Here is a 22,328-nt window from a genome sequence, read left to right on the forward strand (position 1 = left end):
AGATTAAAAATTGGCTACAAAATTAGCGATTTTTAACTGAAGTTCTGCACTTGCTTTCACTAAAGGTAAACGAACTTCATTTGAACAAATTGTTAGTTCTTTTAAAACCGTTTTTATTCCTGCTGGATTATTTTCTTCAAAGATATAATCTATAACATCCATCATTTTATAGTGAATATCATATGCTTCCTTGTTTCTCCCTTCTAATCCTAATTGAATCATTGTAGAAAATTCTTTAGGAAATGCTTGTCCTATTACAGAAATCACTCCAGAACCTCCTGCTAATGCAATTGGTAAAGCTAAGTCATCATCGCCAGAAATAATTAAAAAGTCTGCTGGCTTGTTCTTTAATAACTCAAAATATTGTTGAATATTATTCCCTGCTTCTTTTATTGCTACGATGTTACTAAAATCATTTGCTAAACGTAACGTTGTTGCTGGCTCCATGTTTTTAGCAGTTCTTCCAGGAACATTATATAAAATAATTGGTTTTTTAGTTGCTTCTGCTAAGGCTTTAAAGTGCTGATAAAAGCCTTCTTGTGTTGGCTTACTATAATAGGGTACAACAGATAGAATTCCATCAATCTTAGATAAATCTCTTGTTTTAAACTCCTTAACAACTTCTAATGTATTGTTTCCTCCAATTCCTAAAACTAAAGGCAATCTTCCATTATTTGTTTTAACAATAACGTCAATAAGTTCTTGTTTTTCTTCTTTAGTAATAGTAGCACTTTCTGCTGTTGTACCATTTATTACCAAATAATTAGTTCCGTTTTCAATATTAAAATTCACTAATTTAACAAGCGCATCAAAATCTACATTTAAATCTTCTTTAAATGGTGTAATCAACGCAACTCCTGTTCCAATAAATTTTTGCATTATTTGTTCTATTTTAGAAGAACAAAATTACAATATAAAGATTGATTTCTAATTGAAAAACCTAATTCTTAGAAAGAATAAACAACTTCATTCATAAAGTTTAATTTTTTATCTTTTTTAAGATTTGTAAATACTTCTTAAGTTCTAAAGTATATTGTTTAATATTAGTAATTTTTTCTGCAATTTCAATTTGATACAAATGTGAGTTCACACTAGAAAAACCAACTTTAAAGGAAGCTTTAGATTGCAATACTGCAGTTTCTAAATATAAATTATTTGTATTGAAATAGCCTATTAACAAATCAACAGGTTGCTCTAAAAAACTTAAAAAGCTAACATCTGTAAATTCTCCTTTCCAGTTTATATTATTTTCCGAAAAATGCATATAGGAAAGCTCATCTAATTTGTTATAAGCCCTGTAACTATAAATTTTAGAATTTTTTATGTTGAATATTTTTTCAACTTCGCTTTGAACATCTATTTTAGAAGTGATATCTTCTGTTGTTAAAATACCAATAGTATGTATTTTTTTTTCAGAAATAACGGTATTTTCTGTTAGTTTTGATAGTGATTTATCAAACTTTCTTTTAAGTATATATTGTTTAAACTTACTAACCTTCATGAACTATTGTATCTTCTAATTGTGTAAAAATAGCAATTATTTACTTGATATTTCTAACAAAATAAATTGATTTAATTGTTTACCAAATCTCTGAAAATTATCATCGGAAACTAAAACTAATGATTGATTGCCATTTGCTAATTTTGGACCAAAAGTAATTCCTTCAATATTATCTACAATTCCTTCTGTTAATTGCTCTTTTACATTTTCAAAACTAAATAGTAAACGCTTTTTTAACGGAATAAACGCTGTTTCTTTTAATGATGCTACTTCTAAAACATTCGTTGTTTTAGCATCTATAAAAGCATCAAATATTCTAACAATATTACCATGAACACCATAATTACTTTGATATGCTCTTTCAATAATAAAAAAATGATTTTCCTTGTACTCTAAAATAGCTGTAAGACCGTTTATGTTAATCTTACCTTTTGCTGGTCTTGTAATATTTTCTAATTGATATGCAAATTGTTTCGTGGCTTTTTTACTTTTGTTATCAAAATACGTAATTCTAACTGGAGACGATGTTTTTTCAAACGTTGGTTCTACCCCATCAATAATTAAAGGAGACTCCATTGCAACCCAAAAACCTTTATTATCTGTACTTCTAGACGATCCTTCAAAAACACCATTATGCTTTAATTTTGCTACTGTATTTGGAATAAATTTATCTGGAATTGTATATTTACGAACAAAATTACCCAATGAATCTGTTGTAAAAACGGATGGACTTTTACCATTATTTATAGAGCCTTCACTAACAAAATTAACCTCTTGAGTTTCTCTATCAATAAAAATTGACTCTAAATCCAAAGCATTTTGATTATAAAAAGCGGTTGTAGTATCGTTTAAAAAAACAACATTCTTAAAATCTACAGATTTAATTTTATTTTGTTGAATATCTATTTTTGCTTTAATAAACCTTGGTACTCTATCGTCATCAACTACAAAATAATAAAATCCGTTTGAATAATCTACACCAGAAAGTCCTCCTATAATTGTATTTTTAAACGAGATTGAATCTGCTAAAACATACTCATCTAAAAAAGATAAATTAGTTTGAGTATTTTTTTTACAAGAAAATAAAACACTAACAAAAAAGAAGTAAAAAAAAAGGTTTTTCATTAATAACTGTTTTTTGCTAAATTATTAATTTTATGAATCAATACTTGCTAAAACGTATTTGTATTCATTAAAATTGTATAATCTGCAAAAAAAAACGCTAAAAAGAGTAAAACTAAAAAATTATTGATGCGCATTTTTAACAACCATTGCCTTACAAATTAAATATTGTGCAACAATATAAGTTATCATAATACTAATAGCATACATTTCTTTAGGTTCATAAAATCGATTTATTGCAATTAAACTATCTGAAATTATAAAAATTATTGCTCCTAAAAACAACCACAAATTTTCTGAAGTTCTTTCTTGCATATAGTTTAGTAAAGCAACTGCACCAAATGTGCAAATTGTAATTCCGTATACAATTACAGGAAGTAACATTTCTCTTAAATTATCTTTTATTAAAAAGAGTAAACCCACTAAAATCATTACAAAAGGAATAGAAGAAAATACTATTTTCTGAAAACTAATTTTCTTTAAAAAGCCTGCTGTTATTTTAATATATAAAATATGTGCAATTAAAAAGGAAGCTAATCCGTAGATGAAAAATTCTTCTTTAAAAAGTAAAAAAACATCACCCCAAAAAGAAAAAAATAATGCAGAAACAACCCAAAAACTAGATTTTTTAGATGAAACTAAATAAACAATTACTAACGAAACCATTAAGAATGGTTTTGTAAAAAACGCAATTGTTTCATTAAATAAAATACCTGAAATATGTAAAATAACAATTACTAAAAATACGAGTGAAGCACTTATTATTTTGTTTTGTTTGTTCATAATTATAGTTTTCTTCTATTGTCGTCAGATTTTGTGTCAATCAATTTATTATAAGGATCTACACCAACTTCAACAGGTTTCTTATCTACAATAATCGTAATTTTATTATTGATTTTAGTGATTTTATGTTTCTTCAAATAGATTTCTACTTCTTTCTTTTTTCCATCGATTTCTTCTTCAGTAAAAATACCAATATCTATATAATCTGCTAAAGAAACAGACAAAAGAGGTTTTTTCATTTCAACTGTTTTATAAGACAAAGTGTCTCCTACTTTTTCTCCATAATACTTCTTCCCTTTTTCATCATTTCTGTATTTAGAAACTTCAAACTCTATATCTACTTGATATTTTCCATTTTCTAATTGGGTAGATGCTACATTAACAATGCTATTTTTATATAAAGTAATTGTTTCAAACATATCCTTTATAACATATTGTAAAGAATCTGGAGTTGCTGCCTTAATAAAGTCTACCATTTCTATTGATGTCGTATAAGGTGCTTCTTGAAACTTCACTTTCTCTACATACTTTTTAAGTGCATTATTTAAGTTTTCTTCACCAATATAATCGCTTAAAGCATAAAAAACTAATGATCCTTTTTGATAGTGAATGTACCCTTGACCATCATTAAGCATTAAACTATTTTCTCTTTTTCTCTCCATAGTTCTTTGTGATAAATAACCATCTAACGATTTTTTTAAGAACTTACGCATTTTAGCTTTTCCATGTTGATGCTCTAACACCTTTAAAGCAACATATTCAGAGACACTTTCAGACAACATTGTTGCTCCTAAAACATCTGCACCAATTACTTGATGCGCCCACCATTGATGCGCAACTTCATGTACCGTAATTGCAAAAGGATAATCTACGCCTCCTTCATCTGTATCATCTACATCTGCAATAAAACCTGCATCTCCTGCAAAAGGAATTGTATTTGGAAATGATTGTGCAAAACCGCCACCAGTAAACTCAACAATTCTTAATTGTTTATGTTGATAAGGACTAAAGTTTTTAGAATTGTAATCTAAAGACGCTTTCATCCCTTTCATCATTCTATCTAAATTAAATTCGTGTCCTTTATGATAATAGATTTCTAGATTCACATCATTCCACTTGTCTTTTTTTACTTCATATTTGGCTGAATTAAACGCATAGAAATTTAAAATTTTACTATCCATTTTATAATGAAAATACTTTCTTCCGTCTTTTACCCATTCTTTTTGTAAATATCCCGGAGCAATTGCAATTTGATCTTCTGACGTAGAAACGGTTGCTTCAAAATTGATCCAATCTGAATCTTTAGAAATATAGGTATTATTTAAAGCCGAAGAATCTGAAGGATGAGGACGTAAATCATTTTTTGGTAAATCGTATTTTTTTCTCGTTTTATCATCACTTAATTCTCCTTGTGTTGAATATCCTAAAGAGGGAAATAACTGAAAATTATTTAAGAATGTTCCGTTTTCTATTACCGGAGAATTTTTACGCAACCAAGTTTTAGATTTGTTGTTTACAGTAAAGTTTAACGTTAAACTATCGCCAGGTTTTAAAGCTTCTTTTAAGTGATAAATATCAAAATTCTGAATAGAATCTTCTAAAACTAAAGTAGCCTCTTTATTAAACACAAATGTACTTGGATAGCTATTATGGTTTAAAAACAAACTATCTATAGCTTCTTTTGTTTTATTTACCATAACATAGGTTCCTGAAGCATCAAAATTTAGTTCTTTTGGAAAAATATTTACGGCTGTTTTTACAGATACAATTCTTGGTTGTGCATACGCTTCATATTTTTTATACGCTTTCTCCCACTTAACTCTTAGTTTCTCTCCTTCTTTTACTGATATACTATTATTATCAATATTATTTTCTTTGTAAATTGAAAATCCTAAACCTAAAAAAGAAACCAATAAAACAGTAAAACCTATCGTTGTATATCCTTTAAATCTACCACTAGCTATAGACATACGCTCTTTAAATGAATTCGGAATTCCACGAACCCAAAATAAGCCTGCAGTAACTAACAAAACCAATCCTCCTAAAAGCCAGTAAAGTTTATAAATAAGATATCCAGAAACAGAAGAACCGTAACCATTCATGTCATTATAACTAAATCTTGGTCCTTGATTGTATTTAAAAATTGATTGCTCTATTCCTAAAAAAGATAAAAATGGAATTCCTATTGCAATTACCAACAAGACAAATAAACCTAAATATGGATTTCCAATTAATGTTTGTATAAACAACGCCAACAAAGCCCAAATAACAAAATGAATAAAATTTAAAACATATAATTCATATAAATAATGACCAATTTCAAAATTATAATATCCGTTGTAAATCTGAATTAACATTCCTCCAACCAATATCACAAATAATAAAACCACTTGCATTTTAAGTAAAGCAATAAATTTTGAAAGTAATAACGTCCAATTAGGAAGTGGAGTTGCATCTACCAAATGATTAATTCTTGCAATTTTTGCTCTATGCACCAACATTCCTGCATATAAAAAAGTACAAATATTAATAAAAAGCGAAAAGAAATTTCCTGGAATTAACAACATTTGCCAAGTCATTGGATATGTTTTTGTACCAAAAACTTCACCCAAAGCAGTTGCTGAAATCAAGATAAAAATTAACCCAACTAAAACAATACTGATAAAAGGCCAACTTTTAAAAATATATTTAAAATCGATATTAGATAACTTCCACGTCGTTTTTAAATTCTGAATAAAAGAGAAATCATAATTTACTTTAGGCAAGTTAATTCTTGTAATTCCTCCAAAATTAGATTTAGTTGTACGTTCCGGTTTTTGCTTTCTAAAAGAAAAAGTAACTGCATTTTGGCTGAAAGTAAAAAATTTAAACACCAAGCCAAAAACTAAACCTGCAATACCTAACCACAATAATCTGTTATAAATAATGACTCCTTTAATAGGTAACATTTGTTCGTTTTGTTCAGAAACAGTCCAATAACGTGTGTAATAATTTGCAGCTTCCGCTCCAAAAGGATCAATTAATGCAGAAATAAATCTATTGTCTGTGTCTGCCATTAAATTACCCATAATTCCTTGAATCAACATTAATAAAACAACCGTAATAAAACCAGCTGCAATATTTCTTGTAAAAGTAACTACACCAAAAACAATGGCTCCAAATAATAAAATATTAGGAATTATATAAACCAAATACGATTGTAAATATGCCAATCCATTAAAGTTTCCTACAATTTCTGCATTGGTTCCTGGTAATCTAAAACCAATAAACATTCCCAACCCAATAACGGTTGCAATAATTACAACAACTAAAATTGAACTTAAAAATTTAGCAAACAGATAATTTGCTTTTGTAAAAGGGTAGGAATACAAAATAGTATGCATTTCACTTTGATAATCTCTATAAACTGAAACGCCAATAATAGAAGGAAAAAGGAAGAAAATAAAAGTGGTTAACCCGTTAAATAATCCACTAATTCCAATTGGTGAATTAACGATGTTTGATGAACCTGTTGTTGCTGTTAAGCTATCAAAAATTCCTGCAGAAGTTGCTGCTAAAAAAAGCGATAACAGTAAAAAAATGGATAGGTAAATATAAAATGCTGGTTTATTAAACCAATATTTTAATTCTTGTTTGAATATTGTTAAAAACATAAAATAATAAGTTTTGAGTGATGAGTTTTGAGTGATGAGTTTTTTTTAAAGTGCTACATTAAAATTTATTTCTAATTTTAACTTAAAACTTATAATTCACAACTCTTAACTTGTTAAAACAGGTTCATCTTGTTTTAAAGCGATAAAATACACATCGTCTAATTGTGGTTTTGCAGCTACAAAATCATCAGCTGGTTTCTCAGCAGCATAGACACGAACATTTAAAGTATTGTCTTGGTTATAGTTTGATGAAAGTAAATTATAGGTGGCTTCTACCAATTCTAATTCATCTCTTTGAATAACTTTCGTCCAAATTGTTCCTTCAATTTCTTTGGTAGCTTCAATTGGTGTGGTATGTTTTAAAATTCTACCACCATTTAAAATTGCCATTTCATTACACAATTCTTTTACATCTTCTACAATATGTGTAGAAAATATAACAGTACAATTTGTACCAACTTCACGTAAAACATTTAAAAAACGATGACGCTCTGCTGGATCTAAACCTGCCGTTGGTTCATCTACAATTATCAATTTTGGATTGTTTAAAAGTAACTGTGCAATTCCAAAACGCTGTTTCATTCCGCCAGAATAACCTGCTACATGTTTTTTTCTTACATCGTATAAATTAGTAATTTCTAAAACCTCTTTTACAATTGCTTTTCTTTCAGATTTATTGCTAATTCCTTTTAAAGTTGCAAAATAATCTAACAAATCTTCAGCAGACATTTCTGGATATACACCAAAAGATTGAGGTAAATACCCTAATACTTTTCTTAAAGACATATTGTCTTCTAAAACATCAATATCCCCAAAAGTAATCGTACCAGAATCAGGACTTTGCAATGTTGCTATAGTTCTCATCAAAGATGATTTTCCTGCGCCATTTGGCCCCAACAAACCAAACATTCCTGTTCCGATTTCTATACTTAAATCATCAATAGCTTTTACACCATTTTTATATGTTTTTGTTAGATTCTCTATTACTAGTTTCATTTTGTTGGTTTTATTGTGATTTTACTTTTAGAATAAGTATGCAATTAACAACTTTTGTTACAAGATTTTGCAATTAATTTAAGTACAAATTAAAAAAATCCTTTTATTTTTACACAAAACTGAAAAGATATTATGGCGAAAAAATCAATTTTAAATAAAGAATCACTTACTTTTTTAGAAAAGTATTTAAATAATGCTGCTCCAACTGGTTATGAATGGGAAGGTCAGAAAATTTGGATGGAGTATTTAAAACCTTATGTAGATGAATTTATTACAGATACATATGGTTCTGCCGTTGGTATTATAAATCCTGATGCAAAATACAAAGTTGTAATTGAAGGTCATGCAGATGAAATTTCTTGGTATGTAAACTATATTTCAGATAACGGATTAATTTATGTAATCAGAAATGGAGGTTCAGATCATCAAATTGCTCCAAGTAAGATTGTAAATATCCATACTAAAAACGGAATTGTAAAAGGTGTTTTTGGTTGGCCAGCAATTCATACAAGAGATAAAGCAAATGAAGAAGCACCAAAACCAGACAATATATTTATTGATACAGGTTGTGCTACAAAAAAAGAGGTAGAAGATTTAGGCGTTCATGTGGGTTGTGTAATTACCTATCCAGATGAGTTTCATATTTTAAATGGAGATAAATTTGTTTGTAGAGCTTTAGACAACAGAATGGGTGGTTTTATGATTGCTGAAGTTGCTCGTTTGTTAAAAGAAAACAAAAAAGAATTACCATTTGGCTTATATATTACCAATTCTGTACAAGAAGAAATTGGGTTGCGTGGAGCAGAAATGATTACACAAACCATAAAACCAAACGTGGCAATTGTAACGGATGTAACACACGATACAACAACACCAATGATTGAGGCTAAAAAAGCGGGTCATTTAGAAATGGGTAAAGGTCCTGTTATTGCTTATGCGCCAGCTGTACAACAAAAATTACGTGATTTAATTACAGAAACTGCCGAAGAAAAGAAAATTCCTTTTCAACGTTCTGCACTTTCAAGAGCAACAGGAACAGATACAGATGCTTTTGCTTACAGTAATGGTGGCGTTGCTTCTGCATTAATTTCTTTACCATTACGTTACATGCACACAACTGTAGAAATGGTACATAGAGATGATGTAGAAAATGTGATTAAAATGATTTATGAAACTTTATTAAAAATTAAAGACGGAGAAACTTTCTCTTATTTTGATTAAATAATAAACGTCATTACGAAAAAGAAAAACGAAGTAACCTTATTACAGATTACTTCACTTTGTTCGTAATGACGTTTTCCTTTTATTATGGATGAACTTATAGACATATTAACTCCAGAAGGAAAACCTACAGGAGAAATTGCTTTAAAATCTGAAGCGCATAAAAAAGGGTTATTTCATGCAACTGTTCATATTTGGCTATTTACTTCTGATCAAAAAATAGTATTGCAAAAAAGAGCTTTATCTAAAAAAGTCTTTCCTGGTTTATGGGATATTTCTGTTGCAGGACATATTGCAGCAGGAGAAAACGTACTCAACTCTGCAATAAGAGAGGTTAAGGAGGAGATAGGTTTACAATTACAAAAAGAAGATTTAATTAAAATAGGAACAAGAATCCATCAAGTTTCTCATGCAAATGGAATTCAAGACAATGAACATCATCATGTTTTTATTGCCGAGTTAAAAACTTCAATTGAAGGTTTAATCATTCAAGAGGAAGAAGTTGCTGCTATTAAATTATTTGATTTAGATATTCTTAAAAACACAAAAAAACATAAAAACGTTTTACTTTCGAGGTTTCATGATTATTATGTTTCAGTTTACAATCAAATTTATCAAAAAGTAAAAGAAAAATAGAAAAGACTTAATTTAACTTTTCTATCAGACAGATTAATTATATTTACAATAAATCATTTCTTCCATGAATAATCAATTTAACGTAAAAGTCAATAAATCTTTAGAATTTGATATTACAACGGATGATGTTATTAATGCTGATATTGTTCAGACATCAAGTTCAAAATTTCATATCCTACAAAACAATACTCCATTTAACGCAGAAATTATAAATGCTGATTTTCTTCAAAAAAAATATTCTATTAAAATAAATAACAACACCTATGATGTAGCTATTTCTAATACTTTGGATTTGTTAATAAAAGACATGGGGTTTACGATTGGAACTTCAAAATTAGTCAATTCAATAAAATCGCCAATGCCTGGATTAATTTTAGCTGTTAATGTTGCTATTGGAGATGAAGTTAAAGAAGATGATTCTTTATTAATACTAGAGGCTATGAAAATGGAAAACAGTATTCTTTCTCCTAGAGATGGAATAGTTAAAGCTATTTCGGTTACAAAAGGAGAAGCAGTAGATAAAGCTCAATTATTAATTGAATTTGAATAAAATGAAAAAGTTATTAGTTGCAAATAGAGGAGAAATTGCAATTCGTGTAATGCGAACTGCAAAAAAAATGGGCATTAAAACAGTTGCTGTTTATTCTACTGCTGATAGAAATGCACCACATGTAAAATACGCAGATGAAGCTGTTTTAATTGGGGAAGCTCCTTCAAATAAATCTTATTTATTAGGAGATAAAATAATAGAAGTTGCAAAAAAATTAAATGTAGATGCTATTCATCCTGGTTATGGGTTTCTTAGTGAAAATGCTGAATTTGCAGAAAAAATAGCACAAAACAACATCACGTTTATTGGACCAAAATCGAAAGCCATAAAAATTATGGGAAGTAAGCTCGCAGCAAAAGAAGCTGTTAAAGCATATCATATTCCTATGGTTCCGGGAACCGATGAAGCGATTACAAATATTGCTGAAGCAAAATCTATTGCTTCAAAAATTGGGTTTCCTATTCTTATTAAAGCCTCTGCTGGAGGTGGAGGAAAAGGAATGCGTATTGTAGAAAAAGAAGCCGATTTTGAATCGCAAATGGAAAGAGCAATCAGTGAAGCAATAAATGCTTTTGGTGATGGTGCTGTTTTTATAGAAAAATATGTAGCCTCTCCACGCCATATCGAAATTCAAGTTATGGCAGATGCGCATGGTAATGTTATTCATCTTTTCGAAAGAGAATGCAGTATTCAACGTCGTCATCAAAAAGTAGTTGAAGAAGCACCTTCAGGTGTTTTAACGCCAGAATTGCGTAATAAAATGGGGGAAGCTGCTATCAAAGTAGCTAAAGCGTGTGATTACCTTGGCGCTGGAACTGTTGAGTTTCTTTTAGACGAAAATCATAATTTCTATTTTCTAGAAATGAATACCAGATTGCAGGTAGAACATCCTGTTACAGAATTGATTTCGGGTACAGATTTAGTAGAACTCCAAATTCGTGTTGCTCGTGGTGAAGTACTTCCTATAAAACAAGAGGACTTAAAAATAAACGGTCACGCCTTAGAATTACGTGTGTATGCAGAAGATCCTTTAAACGACTTTTTACCAAGTGTAGGACGTTTAGACGTTTATAAATTACCTGTTGGCAAAAATATTCGTGTTGATAATGGTTTTGAAGAAGGTATGGATATTCCAATTTATTACGACCCGATGCTTTCAAAATTAATTACCTATGGAAAAACAAGAAATGAAGCTATTGAATTAATGCTAAAAGCCATTAACGATTATAAAATTGAAGGAATAAAAACGACTTTGCCTTTTGGAAGCTTTGTTTTTGAACATGAAGCTTTTCGCTCTGGAAACTTCAATACTCATTTTGTAAAACAATACTATTCTCCTGAAGCCTTAAAAGAAAAGCAGGAAGAAGAAGCAAAAATGGCAGCGTTAATAGCTGTGAAACAATATATTGAAGATCAAAAACTATTACGTTTACCAAACTAGACTACAATGGATTCTAAAATAAAAGATTTAAACGAAAAATTAGCCCAAGCCTATTTAGGTGGTGGACAAAATAGAATTGATAAACAACACGAAAAAAAGAAATTAACAGCTAGAGAACGTGTCAATTATCTTTTAGACGAAGGTTCTTTTGAAGAAATTGGCGCTTTGGTAACACATAGAACTAAAGATTTCGGAATGGAAAATCAGCAGTTTTATGGTGATGGTGTTGTTACAGGTTATGGAAACATAAACGGAAGATTGGTGTATGTATTTGCTCAAGATTTTACTGTTTTTGGTGGTTCTTTATCGGAAACCCACGCTGAAAAAATCTGTAAAATTATGGATTTGGCAGTAAAAGTAGGCGCTCCAATAATTGGATTAAACGATTCTGGTGGCGCTCGTATTCAAGAAGGGGTTAGGTCTCTTGGAGGTTATGCAGACATTTTTTATAGAAATGTGCAGGCTTCAGGAGTGATTCCGCAAATTTCTGCTATTATGGGACCTTGTGCAGGTGGCGCTGTTTATTCTCCAGCAATGACAGATTTCACTTTAATGGTGGAAGACACAAGTTATATGTTTGTAACCGGACCTAATGTTGTTAAAACAGTAACTAATGAAACAGTAACCTCTGAAGAACTTGGTGGTGCAAGTACACATTCTACAAAATCTGGTGTTACTCATAAAACTTCTACCAACGACATTGAATGTTTAGAAGATATAAAAAAATTACTTAGCTATTTACCTCAAAACAACACAGAAACTCCTACTCCAATTCCGTTTGAATTAAAAGATGAAATTAGAGGTAGTTTATCAACTATAATTCCAGATAATGCCAATAAACCTTATGATATGCATAGTGTTATAAGTGGTATTATTGATGAAGACTCTTTTTATGAAATCCATAAAAATTATGCAGAAAATATAATTGTAGGTTTCGCTAGACTTGGTGGAAGAAGTATTGGTATTGTTGCCAATCAACCACAATTTTTAGCAGGAGTTTTAGATGTAAATAGTTCTAAAAAAGCTGCCAGATTTGTACGATTTTGTGATGCTTTTAATATTCCTTTATTAGTTTTAGAAGATGTACCAGGTTTCTTACCAGGAACAGATCAAGAGTGGAATGGTATTATTGTTCATGGCGCAAAATTACTATATGCCTTTAGTGAAGCTACTGTACCACGTGTTACTGTAATTACTCGTAAAGCTTATGGTGGTGCTTATGATGTTATGAATTCTAAACATATTGGAGCAGACATGAACTTTGCATGGCCTAGTGCAGAAATTGCAGTTATGGGAGCAAAAGGTGCTGCTGAAATTATTTTTAAAAGTGAAATAAAATCTGCTAAAAACCCTGAAGAAAAATGGAAAGAGAAAGAAGCAGAATATGCTGAATTATTTGCAAATCCATATAGTGCTTCTCAACGTGGTTTTATTGATGAAATTATCTTACCAAAAGACACTAGAAGAAAATTAATAAAAGCATTTTCAATGCTCGAAAACAAAGAAGTAAATAGACCAAAACGTAAACACGGAAACATTCCGTTATAAAACAAAAAAACCAGTGAAAATAAATTCACTGGTTTGATTTAATCTGTTAATATTCGACTATCTATTTTAGGAAGACTATTTATTTCAAAGGTTTTTCAAAAAATAAATCTGACAATTTACCTTCACTAACTAAAGGTAATGTAAATACTGTTGCAGGTTTAGTAGGTAATGTTGGTGTTCCGTTTTTATCTTTTTTATACCAGGTAATTTCTTTAGGTAAAACGAATCCACTTATATTTTCCCAATTATTATATCTAATAATTTTAAAGGCATCACTTGGCGCTTTAGATTTAAAAGTTACTGTATACTTTAACCATTCCATTTGATAGGTTTTAGGATTATAATAAACAATATAATTATCATCAGGAGAAGTTCCAACATTCGCTTTATAAGAAATTTTATATCCAGGGTAATCAATTCCTTCAAAAGTTAAATCAGCTACTTTTTCGTAAATAATTCCATTATCCGCTAATACAAATGGCATTGCATAAAAGTAAAAATATAGATTGTAATAAAAAGACGGATTCCCTTTATAAGAATCTGCTACTTCTTCATCTAACCACACCTCTTTCCCATCGAAACCCAATGAATATTTAGGAGTATTAATTACAATTTTTCTAGAATGTAAATCAGTCGTAATAACCTCTTCTCCTTTATTAAAAGACAAAGTACTCATCTTTCTCCACGCATTGATTCCACCATGTTTTTCAAAAACTTTTCCTAATTCACTTGGGAAATTTTCTTTTTTATCAATCGAAGTTTCTATTTTATTTGTTTCCTTTTTCGCTTCATCTTTACAAGAAACAGTAATTACAATAATTAATAATAAAAGTATTTTTTTCATTTTTATAGTTTGATTTTACTTTTTGATAAAGTCGATTTTTAAATTTGATAATTACAAAAATACAATGAATAAATTATAAATCAACTTATTGCTAAAGTACTCTTGTTTAAACTTTTTTACCGCTGTTGAATTAGAGTTAAGTAAGCGCGTTAGGGATTAAACGGTTTGTTTGAGCTCTTTTTGAGGGACGAAAAAAAGCGAGTAGTGAAAGCCCGCTCGAACGCCAAAAAAAAGAAATTTTTCTAATTAAATTTTTGCTTGATACGTATATAGATCAAAATATCTTCCTTCTAATTTTATTAATTCATCATGCGTACCTCTTTCTACAATACTACCAGATTCTATTACTAAAATTTGATTTGCTTGTTTTATAGTACTTAATCTGTGCGCAATTACAATAGTAGTTCTATCTTTTACTAATTCTGATAAACTTTTCTGAATTAAAGACTCGCTTTCTGTATCTAAACTAGAGGTTGCTTCATCTAAAATTATAATTTTAGGATCTGCTAAAATTGCTCTTGCAATTGCTAATCTTTGACGTTGTCCGCCTGATAATTTTACACCTCTTTCTCCTATTAAGGTATCTAAACCATCATCAAATCTGTCTGTAAATTCATTTACATAGGCCGCTTTTACAGCATTCTGTAATTCTTGTTCAGTAGCATTTGGTCTTGGAAATAAAATATTTTCCTTAATAGTTCCTTCAAATAAAAATTCATCTTGTAAAACGACACCTAAGTGTTTTCTATAACTAGATAATTTTACTTTGGACATGTCTATATTATCAACCGTAATTGTACCTGATTTTGGATTTAAAAATGTTGCTGATAAACCAGCTATTGTAGATTTCCCAGAACCAGAACTCCCAACCAAAGCGGTTACAGAGCCAGAAGGAACACTAAAACTAATATTATTTAGTACTTCTTTTCCTTCTTCATAAGAAAAGGACACATCATCAAAAATGATTTCTCCTTTTACATCTTCTAAAATGATTGTTCTTTCTTCATCATCTTCTTCAGCATTCATATTCATTAACTCTTCCGTTCTATCTAAACCCGCCAGTGCTTCTGTTAGTTGACTACCTATATTACTCATTTGTACAATTGGTGCAATCATAAAACCAAGTAATAACGTAAAAGAAAGAAAATCTCCAACTGTCAATTCGCCAGTCATAATTTTATAACCCCCAATTCCCATAATTCCTGTAGAAGCAATTCCTAGTAAAAAAGTTGACGAGCTCGTCATTAAAGCAGTTGCTGTTAAACTCTTTTTTACATTTTGAAATAATTTATCTACTCCTTTTTCAAAAACTTCATTTTCTTGATTTTCTGCATTAAATGCTTTTATAACTCTAACGCCAGACAATGTTTCTGTTAATCTTCCTTTTACTTCTGCATTGATAACACCTCTATTTCTAAAAATAGGACGAATATATTTAAAAGCCTTTAAAGCAACGACTCCAAAAATTGCAACAGGAACTAACACAAAAAACGTCATGGAAGGACTAATTTGAATCAATAAAATCATAGAAATTACTGCTGTAATGGTTCCTCCAACTAATTGAACTAAACCCGTTCCTATTAAGTTTCTAACGCCTTCAACATCACTCATAATTCTAGATACTAAAGCACCCGATTTTGTGTTGTCGAAAAAACTGATAGGCAGTGACAATACCTTTTTTTGAACCTGGGCTCTTAATTCTGATATTAGAAATTGTGCTTGTACACTTAAAATTCTTGTCAATAAAAAAGAAGTGATGGATTGTATTAAAATTGCGACACCAACAATACCTAACAAATTGTAAAGTTGTTCATAATCTTTATTAGGAATCACCTCATCTAACAACTCCTTACTTTTCCAAGGTAAAACTAAACTAGATAATCTACTTAAAACGATCAATATTAAACCTATAAAAACCAACTTTCTCTTTGGCCAAATTATTGTTTTGAAAGCTTTTAAAATAGAAACTTTTGGTTTATTTTTATTTCCTTTTTTATCTTTTAGGTGCTGCATCTGTATATTTAATGATGATTATAAAGTAGTATTAGTAGTCAAAAAATATGCCATACATCAATGTATGACATATTAACAAAAAGTTTAAAAAACTATTTTTTATCACAGTCTATTATCAATAATACTTTGTACAACTTCAGGATTTAATAATGTACTTGTATCCCCTAAATTATCCATTTCATTAGAAGCTATTTTACGTAAAATACGTCTCATAATTTTTCCTGAACGTGTTTTTGGTAATCCTTCTGAAAACTGAATTTTATCTAATTTTGCAATAGGCCCAATTCTATCAGTGATTAATTGATTGATTTCTTTTCTTAAATTATTCTGATCTCTACCTTCACCTGTATCTTTTAAAGTTACATAACCATACAATGCACTTCCCTTAATATCATGAGGAAAACCTACAATAGCAGATTCTGCCACCGCAGGGTGTTCATTAATTGCATCTTCTATTGGCGCAGTTCCTAAATTATGACCAGAAACAATTATTACATCATCCACTCTACCTGTAATTCTATAGTAACCAACCTCATCTCTTAAAGCGCCATCACCTGTAAAATAGTTGTTTTCATAAGCAGAAAAATACGTTTCTTTATACCGTTGATGATTTCCCCAAATGGTTCTTGCAATACCTGGCCAAGGAAATTTAATACACAACCTTCCTTCTACTTGATTCCCTTTTAATTCTTGTCCGTTTTCATCCATAAGACAGGGCTGAACGCCTATAAATGGCAGCGTTGCATACGTTGGTTTTGTTGGAGTTACAAAAGGGATTGGGGTAATCATCATTCCACCAGTTTCTGTTTGCCACCAAGTATCAATAATCGGACTTTTTTTCTTTCCAATATTGTCATTATACCAGTGCCATGCTTCTTCGTTAATAGGTTCTCCAACAGAACCTAATACTTTTAAAGAAGATAAATCGTATTTATCTACCAACTCGGTTCCGTGTTTTGCTAAAGCTCTAATTGCTGTTGGTGCTGTATAAAATTGATTGATTTTGTGTTTTTCTACAATTTCCCAAAAACGTCCAAAATCGGGATAACTTGGTACACCTTCAAACATAACCGTTGTGGCTCCATTAGCTAATGGCCCATAAACAATGTAAGAATGACCTGTAATCCAACCAATATCTGCTGTACACCAATACACATCATTTTCTTTGTATTGAAAAGCATTTTTAAACGTATACGCGGTATACACCATGTAACCAGCTGTTGTATGTACCATTCCTTTTGGTTGCCCTGTAGAACCTGATGTGTATAAAATAAATAATGGATCTTCTGCGTCCATTATTTCTGCTATATTTTGATCTGAAGCAGCATCCAATAATGGTTGTAACCATTTATCACGTCCTTGTTTCATCGCAATTTCAGAATGAATACGTTTTGCAACTAAAACAGTATTTACACCATCACAACTTTCTAAAGCTTCATCTACAATTCCTTTTAAATCTATTGTTTTTGCACCTCTATAAGAACCGTCTGAAGTAATAACCATTTTACAATCGCTATCATTAATTCTTGTTGACAATGCTGTAGCAGAAAATCCTGCAAAAACTACAGAATGTATTGCTCCAATTCTTGCACAAGCCAAAACAGAGATTGCCAACTCAGGAATCATTGGTAAATAAATACACACACGATCTCCTTTCTTAATACCTTGTTCTTTTAATACATTTGCAAACTTATTTACTCTATGATACAACTGTTTATATGTAATATGTTCTGCTGAATCTTTTGGATCGTTTGGCTCAAATAAAATAGCTGTTTTTTCTCCTCTTGTAACCAAGTGTCTATCAATACAGTTTTCTGTAATATTTAACTTTGCTCCGTCAAACCATTTTACTTCTGGTTTAGAAAAGTCCCAATCTAATACATTGTCCCATTTTTTACGCCAAAGAAAATGCTCTTCTGCTATTTCTTCCCAAAATGCTTCAGGATTACGAATAGATTTTCTATAGACTTGGTAATATTCTTCTAAATGTTTAATGTGATAGTTACTCATAATTCAGTTAGTTGTTTTTAGATTTTCTAAAAATAGAAATTATATTTCTTTTTAGTAGGTTGAGAAGTTATTTTTAAGTGTTTTTTTTAAGGTCTTCAAGTTATAAAATCTAGATTTCTTTTTATCATTTTCTCTACACACAACATTTAACAATAGATGAAATACAAAAATTTAAAATAAATAGAAGTTTAATACTGGTGAGAATAATATATTTGCTTTGAATAATTTTACAGATGATTATAGAAATTATTATAGCAAATTGGTACATTATCTTACTTTTTTTTATAGTTGCAATATTATATTCTTCTGTAGGATTTGGTGGTGGCTCTAGTTATTTAGCAATATTAGCGCTATCTGGTATTGTATTTACCCAAATTAGAGCAACCGCTCTTTTGTGCAATATTGTAGTGGTTTCTGGAAATGTATTTTTATTCTATCAACAAAAAAAAATGAACTGGAAAAAGATACTTCCACTTGTTTTATTCAGTATTCCGATGGCTTATTTAGGCGGATTTCTAAAAATTAGTCAGAATTTTTTCTTTATCCTCTTAGGAATCACTTTGTTTATTGCAGCAGTAACTATGTGGATTTCTAAACGAATTGTTTCATCCAAAGAAAAAACCACACATTTAAATTTAGCTAAAAATGGAAGTTACGGAGGAATAATTGGTTTTATATCTGGGATGGTTGGCATTGGTGGAGGCGTATTTTTAGCACCGCTTTTACATCTTACAAATTGGGATACTCCTAAAAAAATTGCAGCAACAGCAAGTGTATTTATTTTAGTAAATTCAATTGCAGGATTGCTTGGTCAATATTCTAATCCTGATTTTTTTATCGATTGGAATTTAACGTCAATACTCTTAATAACTGTTTTTATCGGCGGACAAATTGGTAGCAGAATGAGTACTACTTACTATACGCCTATTCAACTAAAAAAAGCAACAGCTATTTTAATCGCATTTGTAAGTATTAGAATTTTATGGAAGTATCTTTTTTGATATATTTGAACATCAAAAAAACAAAAAATGGTAGGAGTTATTTTTACGTTACTTATGTTAATCTTATTACAAGCCGTATTAGGATTTGACAACCTTTTATATATTTCATTAGAATCTAAAAAAGCCCCAGAAGCTGATCAAAAAAAAGTTAGAAAAACAGGGATATTAATCGCAATTGTATTAAGAATTGTTTTGTTATTTGTACTTGTTTCTATCATCGATTTTTTTCAAGACCCTTTTTCTTTTTTAACAGGAGGAATAACAGATGTTGTCCATTTTGCATTTAACGGACACAGCATTATTGTTTTACTTGGTGGCGGATTTATCATTTATACTGCCATAAGAGAAATTTGGCACATGATTGGTGATCCAGATTTATCTACAGGTATAGCAAACAATGGTAAAAAAATAAAATCTTCTAACGCAGTTATTACAAGTATTGTCTTAATGAACTTGGTTTTTTCTTTTGATTCTATTCTTGCTGCAATTGGTCTTACAAGTGAAATAGAAAACGCTACAACGGCATTTATTGTGATGGCTATTGCTATTGTAATAAGTGGTTTATTAATGTTAGTTTTAGCTGATAGAATTTCAACTTTCTTAGCAAAAAATAGAATGTATGAAGTACTCGGTTTATTTATTCTTTTTATTGTTGGAATAATGTTAGTTACAGAAGGTGGCCATTTAGCTCATATAAATCTTTTTGGAAACGAAATTGTACCTATGAGCAAAACAACGTTCTACTTTGTATTGGGAATTTTAGTAATTGTAGATGTTGTTCAAGGAAAATATAAAAAGAAATTAATAGCAGAACAGCGTAAACACTAAGTTGGTACCATAAAAATTACGAAAGTCGTTGTATTAAATTACTGCGACTTTTTTTTATTCTATTTCTGCAATACTATCTTTAATTCTTTGAGAAATAATTTGTAGAATTCTTCTGTTAATTTCTGATGAATTATCTGTATAAAAAACAAATTCATCCATAGAAAAATGACCAACAATAAAACCTAGCGTAAAATTCTTATAGTTGTTATCTGTTTTAAAGAAAGAGGAAATTTTACTTCTCTTCTTCTTATCTGATAAAACAGAAAAATCTACTTTTCTTTTTTGAAGATGATTTTTTAAGTGGACAATTAACAATGCATGTTGCATTTTTATAACAGGACGAATCACTTCGTTTTGAAATTTTTCATTTTCTGATGTTCCTTCGTTTACTAAATCTGCTAAAATGGGTCTTTCTTTATTATTCATCTAATAATTCGTTTAACTCTAATAGGTAATCGTATTGCAAGTCTTCATGAAAAGTTGCAATTGCTTTTTTAATTAAAAGTACTTGTCTGTCTAAAGTTGCCAATAATCTTGGACTGTTATTGATAGAGGGCTTAAAATTCTTTAGTTTTAAACAAAAGTAAAGTAATAGTTCCACTTCTGTTTCTTTCTTTTTAGAATATCTAATATACTTTTTTGTGAGCGTTAAAATCTTACGAACACTTTTTCTAATATAAAAATAACTTTTAGTATTTATCTGCTCAAAAAGTGCATCAACCTGTTCTTTTACACTTTCTATATACCCTTCTTCGTTATGAGAGTCAAATAGCAAATACGTTAATAGCTCTTTATTTTCTTTTTTAAATTTTGATAACTGTAAACACAAATCAATTAATTCTGATGTAGATTGATGTGCCAATTCATCCTTCAGTTTTTTTAGTGTTACCGCTTTCATTTTTAAATTTTGTTACAAGGTATAAGAAAAAATAAAACCTCACAGATTTATTAATTTGTGAGGTTTTTAATTCGTTTTAACAACTCTTATTTTTCACTTGGTATAGCTACCATTTCATTAACATCTGCATCATAGTTTATCCCATCAACTTTAAATCCGAATAAATTAAAAAAGTCTTTACTATATCCTTCTAAATCTCCAATTTCAGATAAATTTTCTGATGAAGCTGTTTTCCAAAGTTCTGCAACTTCAGCTTGTACATCTTCTCTCATTTCCCAATCGTCAATTCTAATTCTTCCTTTTTCATCTAAAGCTAAATCACCTCCAAACAAACGCTCACTATACAAACGCTGAATTTGTTCTATACAACCTTCATGAATTCCTTTCGCTTTCATTATTTTATACAATAAAGAAATATATAAAGGAATTACAGGAATTGCAGAACTTGCTTGTGTTACTAAAGCTTTATTAACAGAAACATAAGCTTTTCCACCAATCGATTTTAAATCGTCTGTAATTGTAAAAGCAGTTGCTTCTAAATGATCTTTTGCTGCGCCAATTGTTCCTTTTCTATAAACTGCTTCTGTAAGTGAAGGTCCAATATAAGAATAGGCAACTGTTGTAGCATTTTCTGATAATAAGTTTTCAGATTTTAATGCGTCCATCCACATTTTCCAATCTTCACCACCCATAACAGCAACTGTGTTTGCAATATCTTCTCCTTCTGCAGGATTGATAGAAATTTCTGACACATTTCCTGTATGAAAATCTACTGTTTTATTTGAAAAAACACCTCCAATTGGTTTTAAAACCGATTTGTAACGAACTCCAGTATCTGGATGCGTTCTTACAGGTGAAGCCAAACTGTAAATTACTAAATCTATTTGACCTAAATCTTCTTTTATTAAATCTAAAGTCTTTCTTTTAATTTCGTTTGAAAATGCATCTCCATTTATACTTTTTGCATACAAACCTGCTTTATGAGCATGTTTTTCAAAAGCTGCAGTATTATAATATCCTGCAGATCCTGTTTTTCCTGGCGCAGAAGGTTTGTCAAAATAGACACCTATAGTTGCTGCATCAGATCCAAAAGCACTAGAAATTCTAGATGCTAATCCAAACCCTGTTGATGACCCAATTACTAGTACTTTTTTTGCACCCTTAATTGCTCCTTTCGATGTTACGTATTCTATTTGCTTTTTTACATTTTCATCACAACCTGTTGGATGTGCAGTTAAACAAATAAAGCCTCTTGTTCTTGGTTCTATAATCATTGTAGTTAG

The 22,328-nt window shown here is 30.0% G+C and carries 19 protein-coding genes; 7 read left to right on the forward strand and 12 right to left on the reverse strand.

Going from position 1 to position 22,328, the window contains the following annotated elements:
* Positions 1-3 precede the first annotated feature (3 nt).
* The 6 genes from dapA to BTO04_RS05495 form a co-directional block, all read right to left on the reverse strand.
* Positions 4-879, reverse strand: coding sequence for a 4-hydroxy-tetrahydrodipicolinate synthase (dapA, locus tag BTO04_RS05470; RefSeq protein ID WP_087563539.1), 876 nt, complete (start codon positions 877-879; stop codon positions 4-6).
* Between the two features lie 100 nt (positions 880-979).
* Positions 980-1,501, reverse strand: coding sequence for a hypothetical protein (locus BTO04_RS05475; RefSeq protein WP_087563540.1), 522 nt, complete (start codon positions 1,499-1,501; stop codon positions 980-982).
* A 36-nt stretch (positions 1,502-1,537) separates the two neighbouring features.
* Complete coding sequence (locus tag BTO04_RS05480) at positions 1,538-2,626, reverse strand: esterase-like activity of phytase family protein (protein ID WP_087563541.1); 1,089 nt, start codon at positions 2,624-2,626, stop codon at positions 1,538-1,540.
* 120 nt (positions 2,627-2,746) lie between these two features.
* Positions 2,747-3,406, reverse strand: coding sequence for a lysoplasmalogenase (locus BTO04_RS05485; RefSeq protein WP_087563542.1), 660 nt, complete (start codon positions 3,404-3,406; stop codon positions 2,747-2,749).
* A 2-nt stretch (positions 3,407-3,408) separates the two neighbouring features.
* Positions 3,409-7,059, reverse strand: a complete 3,651-nt coding sequence (locus BTO04_RS05490; RefSeq protein WP_087563543.1) for a M1 family aminopeptidase — start codon at positions 7,057-7,059, stop codon at positions 3,409-3,411.
* 105 nt (positions 7,060-7,164) lie between these two features.
* Positions 7,165-8,055, reverse strand: a complete 891-nt coding sequence (locus tag BTO04_RS05495) for an ABC transporter ATP-binding protein (protein WP_087563544.1) — start codon at positions 8,053-8,055, stop codon at positions 7,165-7,167.
* A 132-nt stretch (positions 8,056-8,187) separates the two neighbouring features.
* Between BTO04_RS05495 and BTO04_RS05500 the strand changes: the two genes are divergently transcribed.
* From BTO04_RS05500 to BTO04_RS05520, 5 genes are all read left to right on the forward strand, one after another.
* Positions 8,188-9,276: a M42 family metallopeptidase gene (locus tag BTO04_RS05500; RefSeq protein WP_087563545.1), complete on the forward strand. Its 1,089-nt coding sequence runs from the start codon at positions 8,188-8,190 to the stop codon at positions 9,274-9,276.
* An 87-nt stretch (positions 9,277-9,363) separates the two neighbouring features.
* Positions 9,364-9,912, forward strand: coding sequence for an NUDIX domain-containing protein (locus BTO04_RS05505; protein WP_087563546.1), 549 nt, complete (start codon positions 9,364-9,366; stop codon positions 9,910-9,912).
* 64 nt (positions 9,913-9,976) lie between these two features.
* On the forward strand, positions 9,977-10,462 hold the full coding sequence (locus tag BTO04_RS05510; protein WP_087563547.1) for an acetyl-CoA carboxylase biotin carboxyl carrier protein subunit: 486 nt from the start codon (positions 9,977-9,979) through the stop codon (positions 10,460-10,462).
* Between the two features lies 1 nt (position 10,463).
* Positions 10,464-11,903, forward strand: coding sequence for an acetyl-CoA carboxylase biotin carboxylase subunit (gene accC / locus BTO04_RS05515; protein WP_087563548.1), 1,440 nt, complete (start codon positions 10,464-10,466; stop codon positions 11,901-11,903).
* A gap of 6 nt (positions 11,904-11,909) precedes the next feature.
* Complete coding sequence (locus BTO04_RS05520; protein WP_087563549.1) at positions 11,910-13,451, forward strand: acyl-CoA carboxylase subunit beta; 1,542 nt, start codon at positions 11,910-11,912, stop codon at positions 13,449-13,451.
* Positions 13,452-13,530: 79 nt separating this feature from the next.
* Here BTO04_RS05520 and BTO04_RS05525 read toward each other — a convergent pair whose 3' ends face one another.
* The 3 genes from BTO04_RS05525 to acs all read right to left on the reverse strand — a co-directional run bounded on the left by BTO04_RS05525 (position 13,531) and on the right by acs (position 18,318).
* Positions 13,531-14,295, reverse strand: coding sequence for a DUF6503 family protein (locus BTO04_RS05525; RefSeq protein WP_087563550.1), 765 nt, complete (start codon positions 14,293-14,295; stop codon positions 13,531-13,533).
* Positions 14,296-14,541: 246 nt separating this feature from the next.
* Positions 14,542-16,308 carry an ABC transporter ATP-binding protein gene (locus BTO04_RS05530; RefSeq protein ID WP_087563551.1) on the reverse strand — a complete coding sequence of 589 codons (1,767 nt, stop codon included), beginning with the start codon at positions 16,306-16,308 and terminating at the stop codon, positions 14,542-14,544.
* 102 nt (positions 16,309-16,410) lie between these two features.
* Entirely contained in the window at positions 16,411-18,318 is a 1,908-nt protein-coding gene (acs, locus tag BTO04_RS05535) for an acetate--CoA ligase (RefSeq protein WP_087563552.1), read from the reverse strand.
* 233 nt (positions 18,319-18,551) lie between these two features.
* Between acs and BTO04_RS05540 the strand changes: the two genes are divergently transcribed.
* Positions 18,552-19,319: a sulfite exporter TauE/SafE family protein gene (locus BTO04_RS05540; RefSeq protein WP_232455958.1), complete on the forward strand. Its 768-nt coding sequence runs from the start codon at positions 18,552-18,554 to the stop codon at positions 19,317-19,319.
* Between the two features lie 27 nt (positions 19,320-19,346).
* Positions 19,347-20,147, forward strand: a complete 801-nt coding sequence (locus tag BTO04_RS05545; RefSeq protein ID WP_087563554.1) for a TerC family protein — start codon at positions 19,347-19,349, stop codon at positions 20,145-20,147.
* A gap of 54 nt (positions 20,148-20,201) precedes the next feature.
* Here the strand turns inward: BTO04_RS05545 and BTO04_RS05550 are convergent, their stop codons facing one another.
* The 3 genes from BTO04_RS05550 to fabV all read right to left on the reverse strand — a co-directional run bounded on the left by BTO04_RS05550 (position 20,202) and on the right by fabV (position 22,319).
* The gene (locus BTO04_RS05550; RefSeq protein WP_087563555.1) at positions 20,202-20,573 is read right to left on the reverse strand and encodes a glyoxalase; all 372 of its coding nucleotides are present in this window, start codon (positions 20,571-20,573) and stop codon (positions 20,202-20,204) included.
* Positions 20,566-21,045, reverse strand: a complete 480-nt coding sequence (locus tag BTO04_RS05555) for a hypothetical protein (protein ID WP_087563556.1) — start codon at positions 21,043-21,045, stop codon at positions 20,566-20,568. The genes BTO04_RS05550 and BTO04_RS05555 overlap by 8 nt, the downstream gene beginning before the upstream one ends.
* Positions 21,046-21,131: 86 nt before the next feature.
* Positions 21,132-22,319 carry an enoyl-ACP reductase FabV gene (gene fabV, locus BTO04_RS05560; protein ID WP_087563557.1) on the reverse strand — a complete coding sequence of 396 codons (1,188 nt, stop codon included), beginning with the start codon at positions 22,317-22,319 and terminating at the stop codon, positions 21,132-21,134.
* Positions 22,320-22,328 lie beyond the last annotated feature (9 nt).

This window comes from Polaribacter sp. SA4-10 (genome assembly GCF_002163835.1).
Taxonomy (GTDB): Bacteria; Bacteroidota; Bacteroidia; order Flavobacteriales; family Flavobacteriaceae; genus Polaribacter.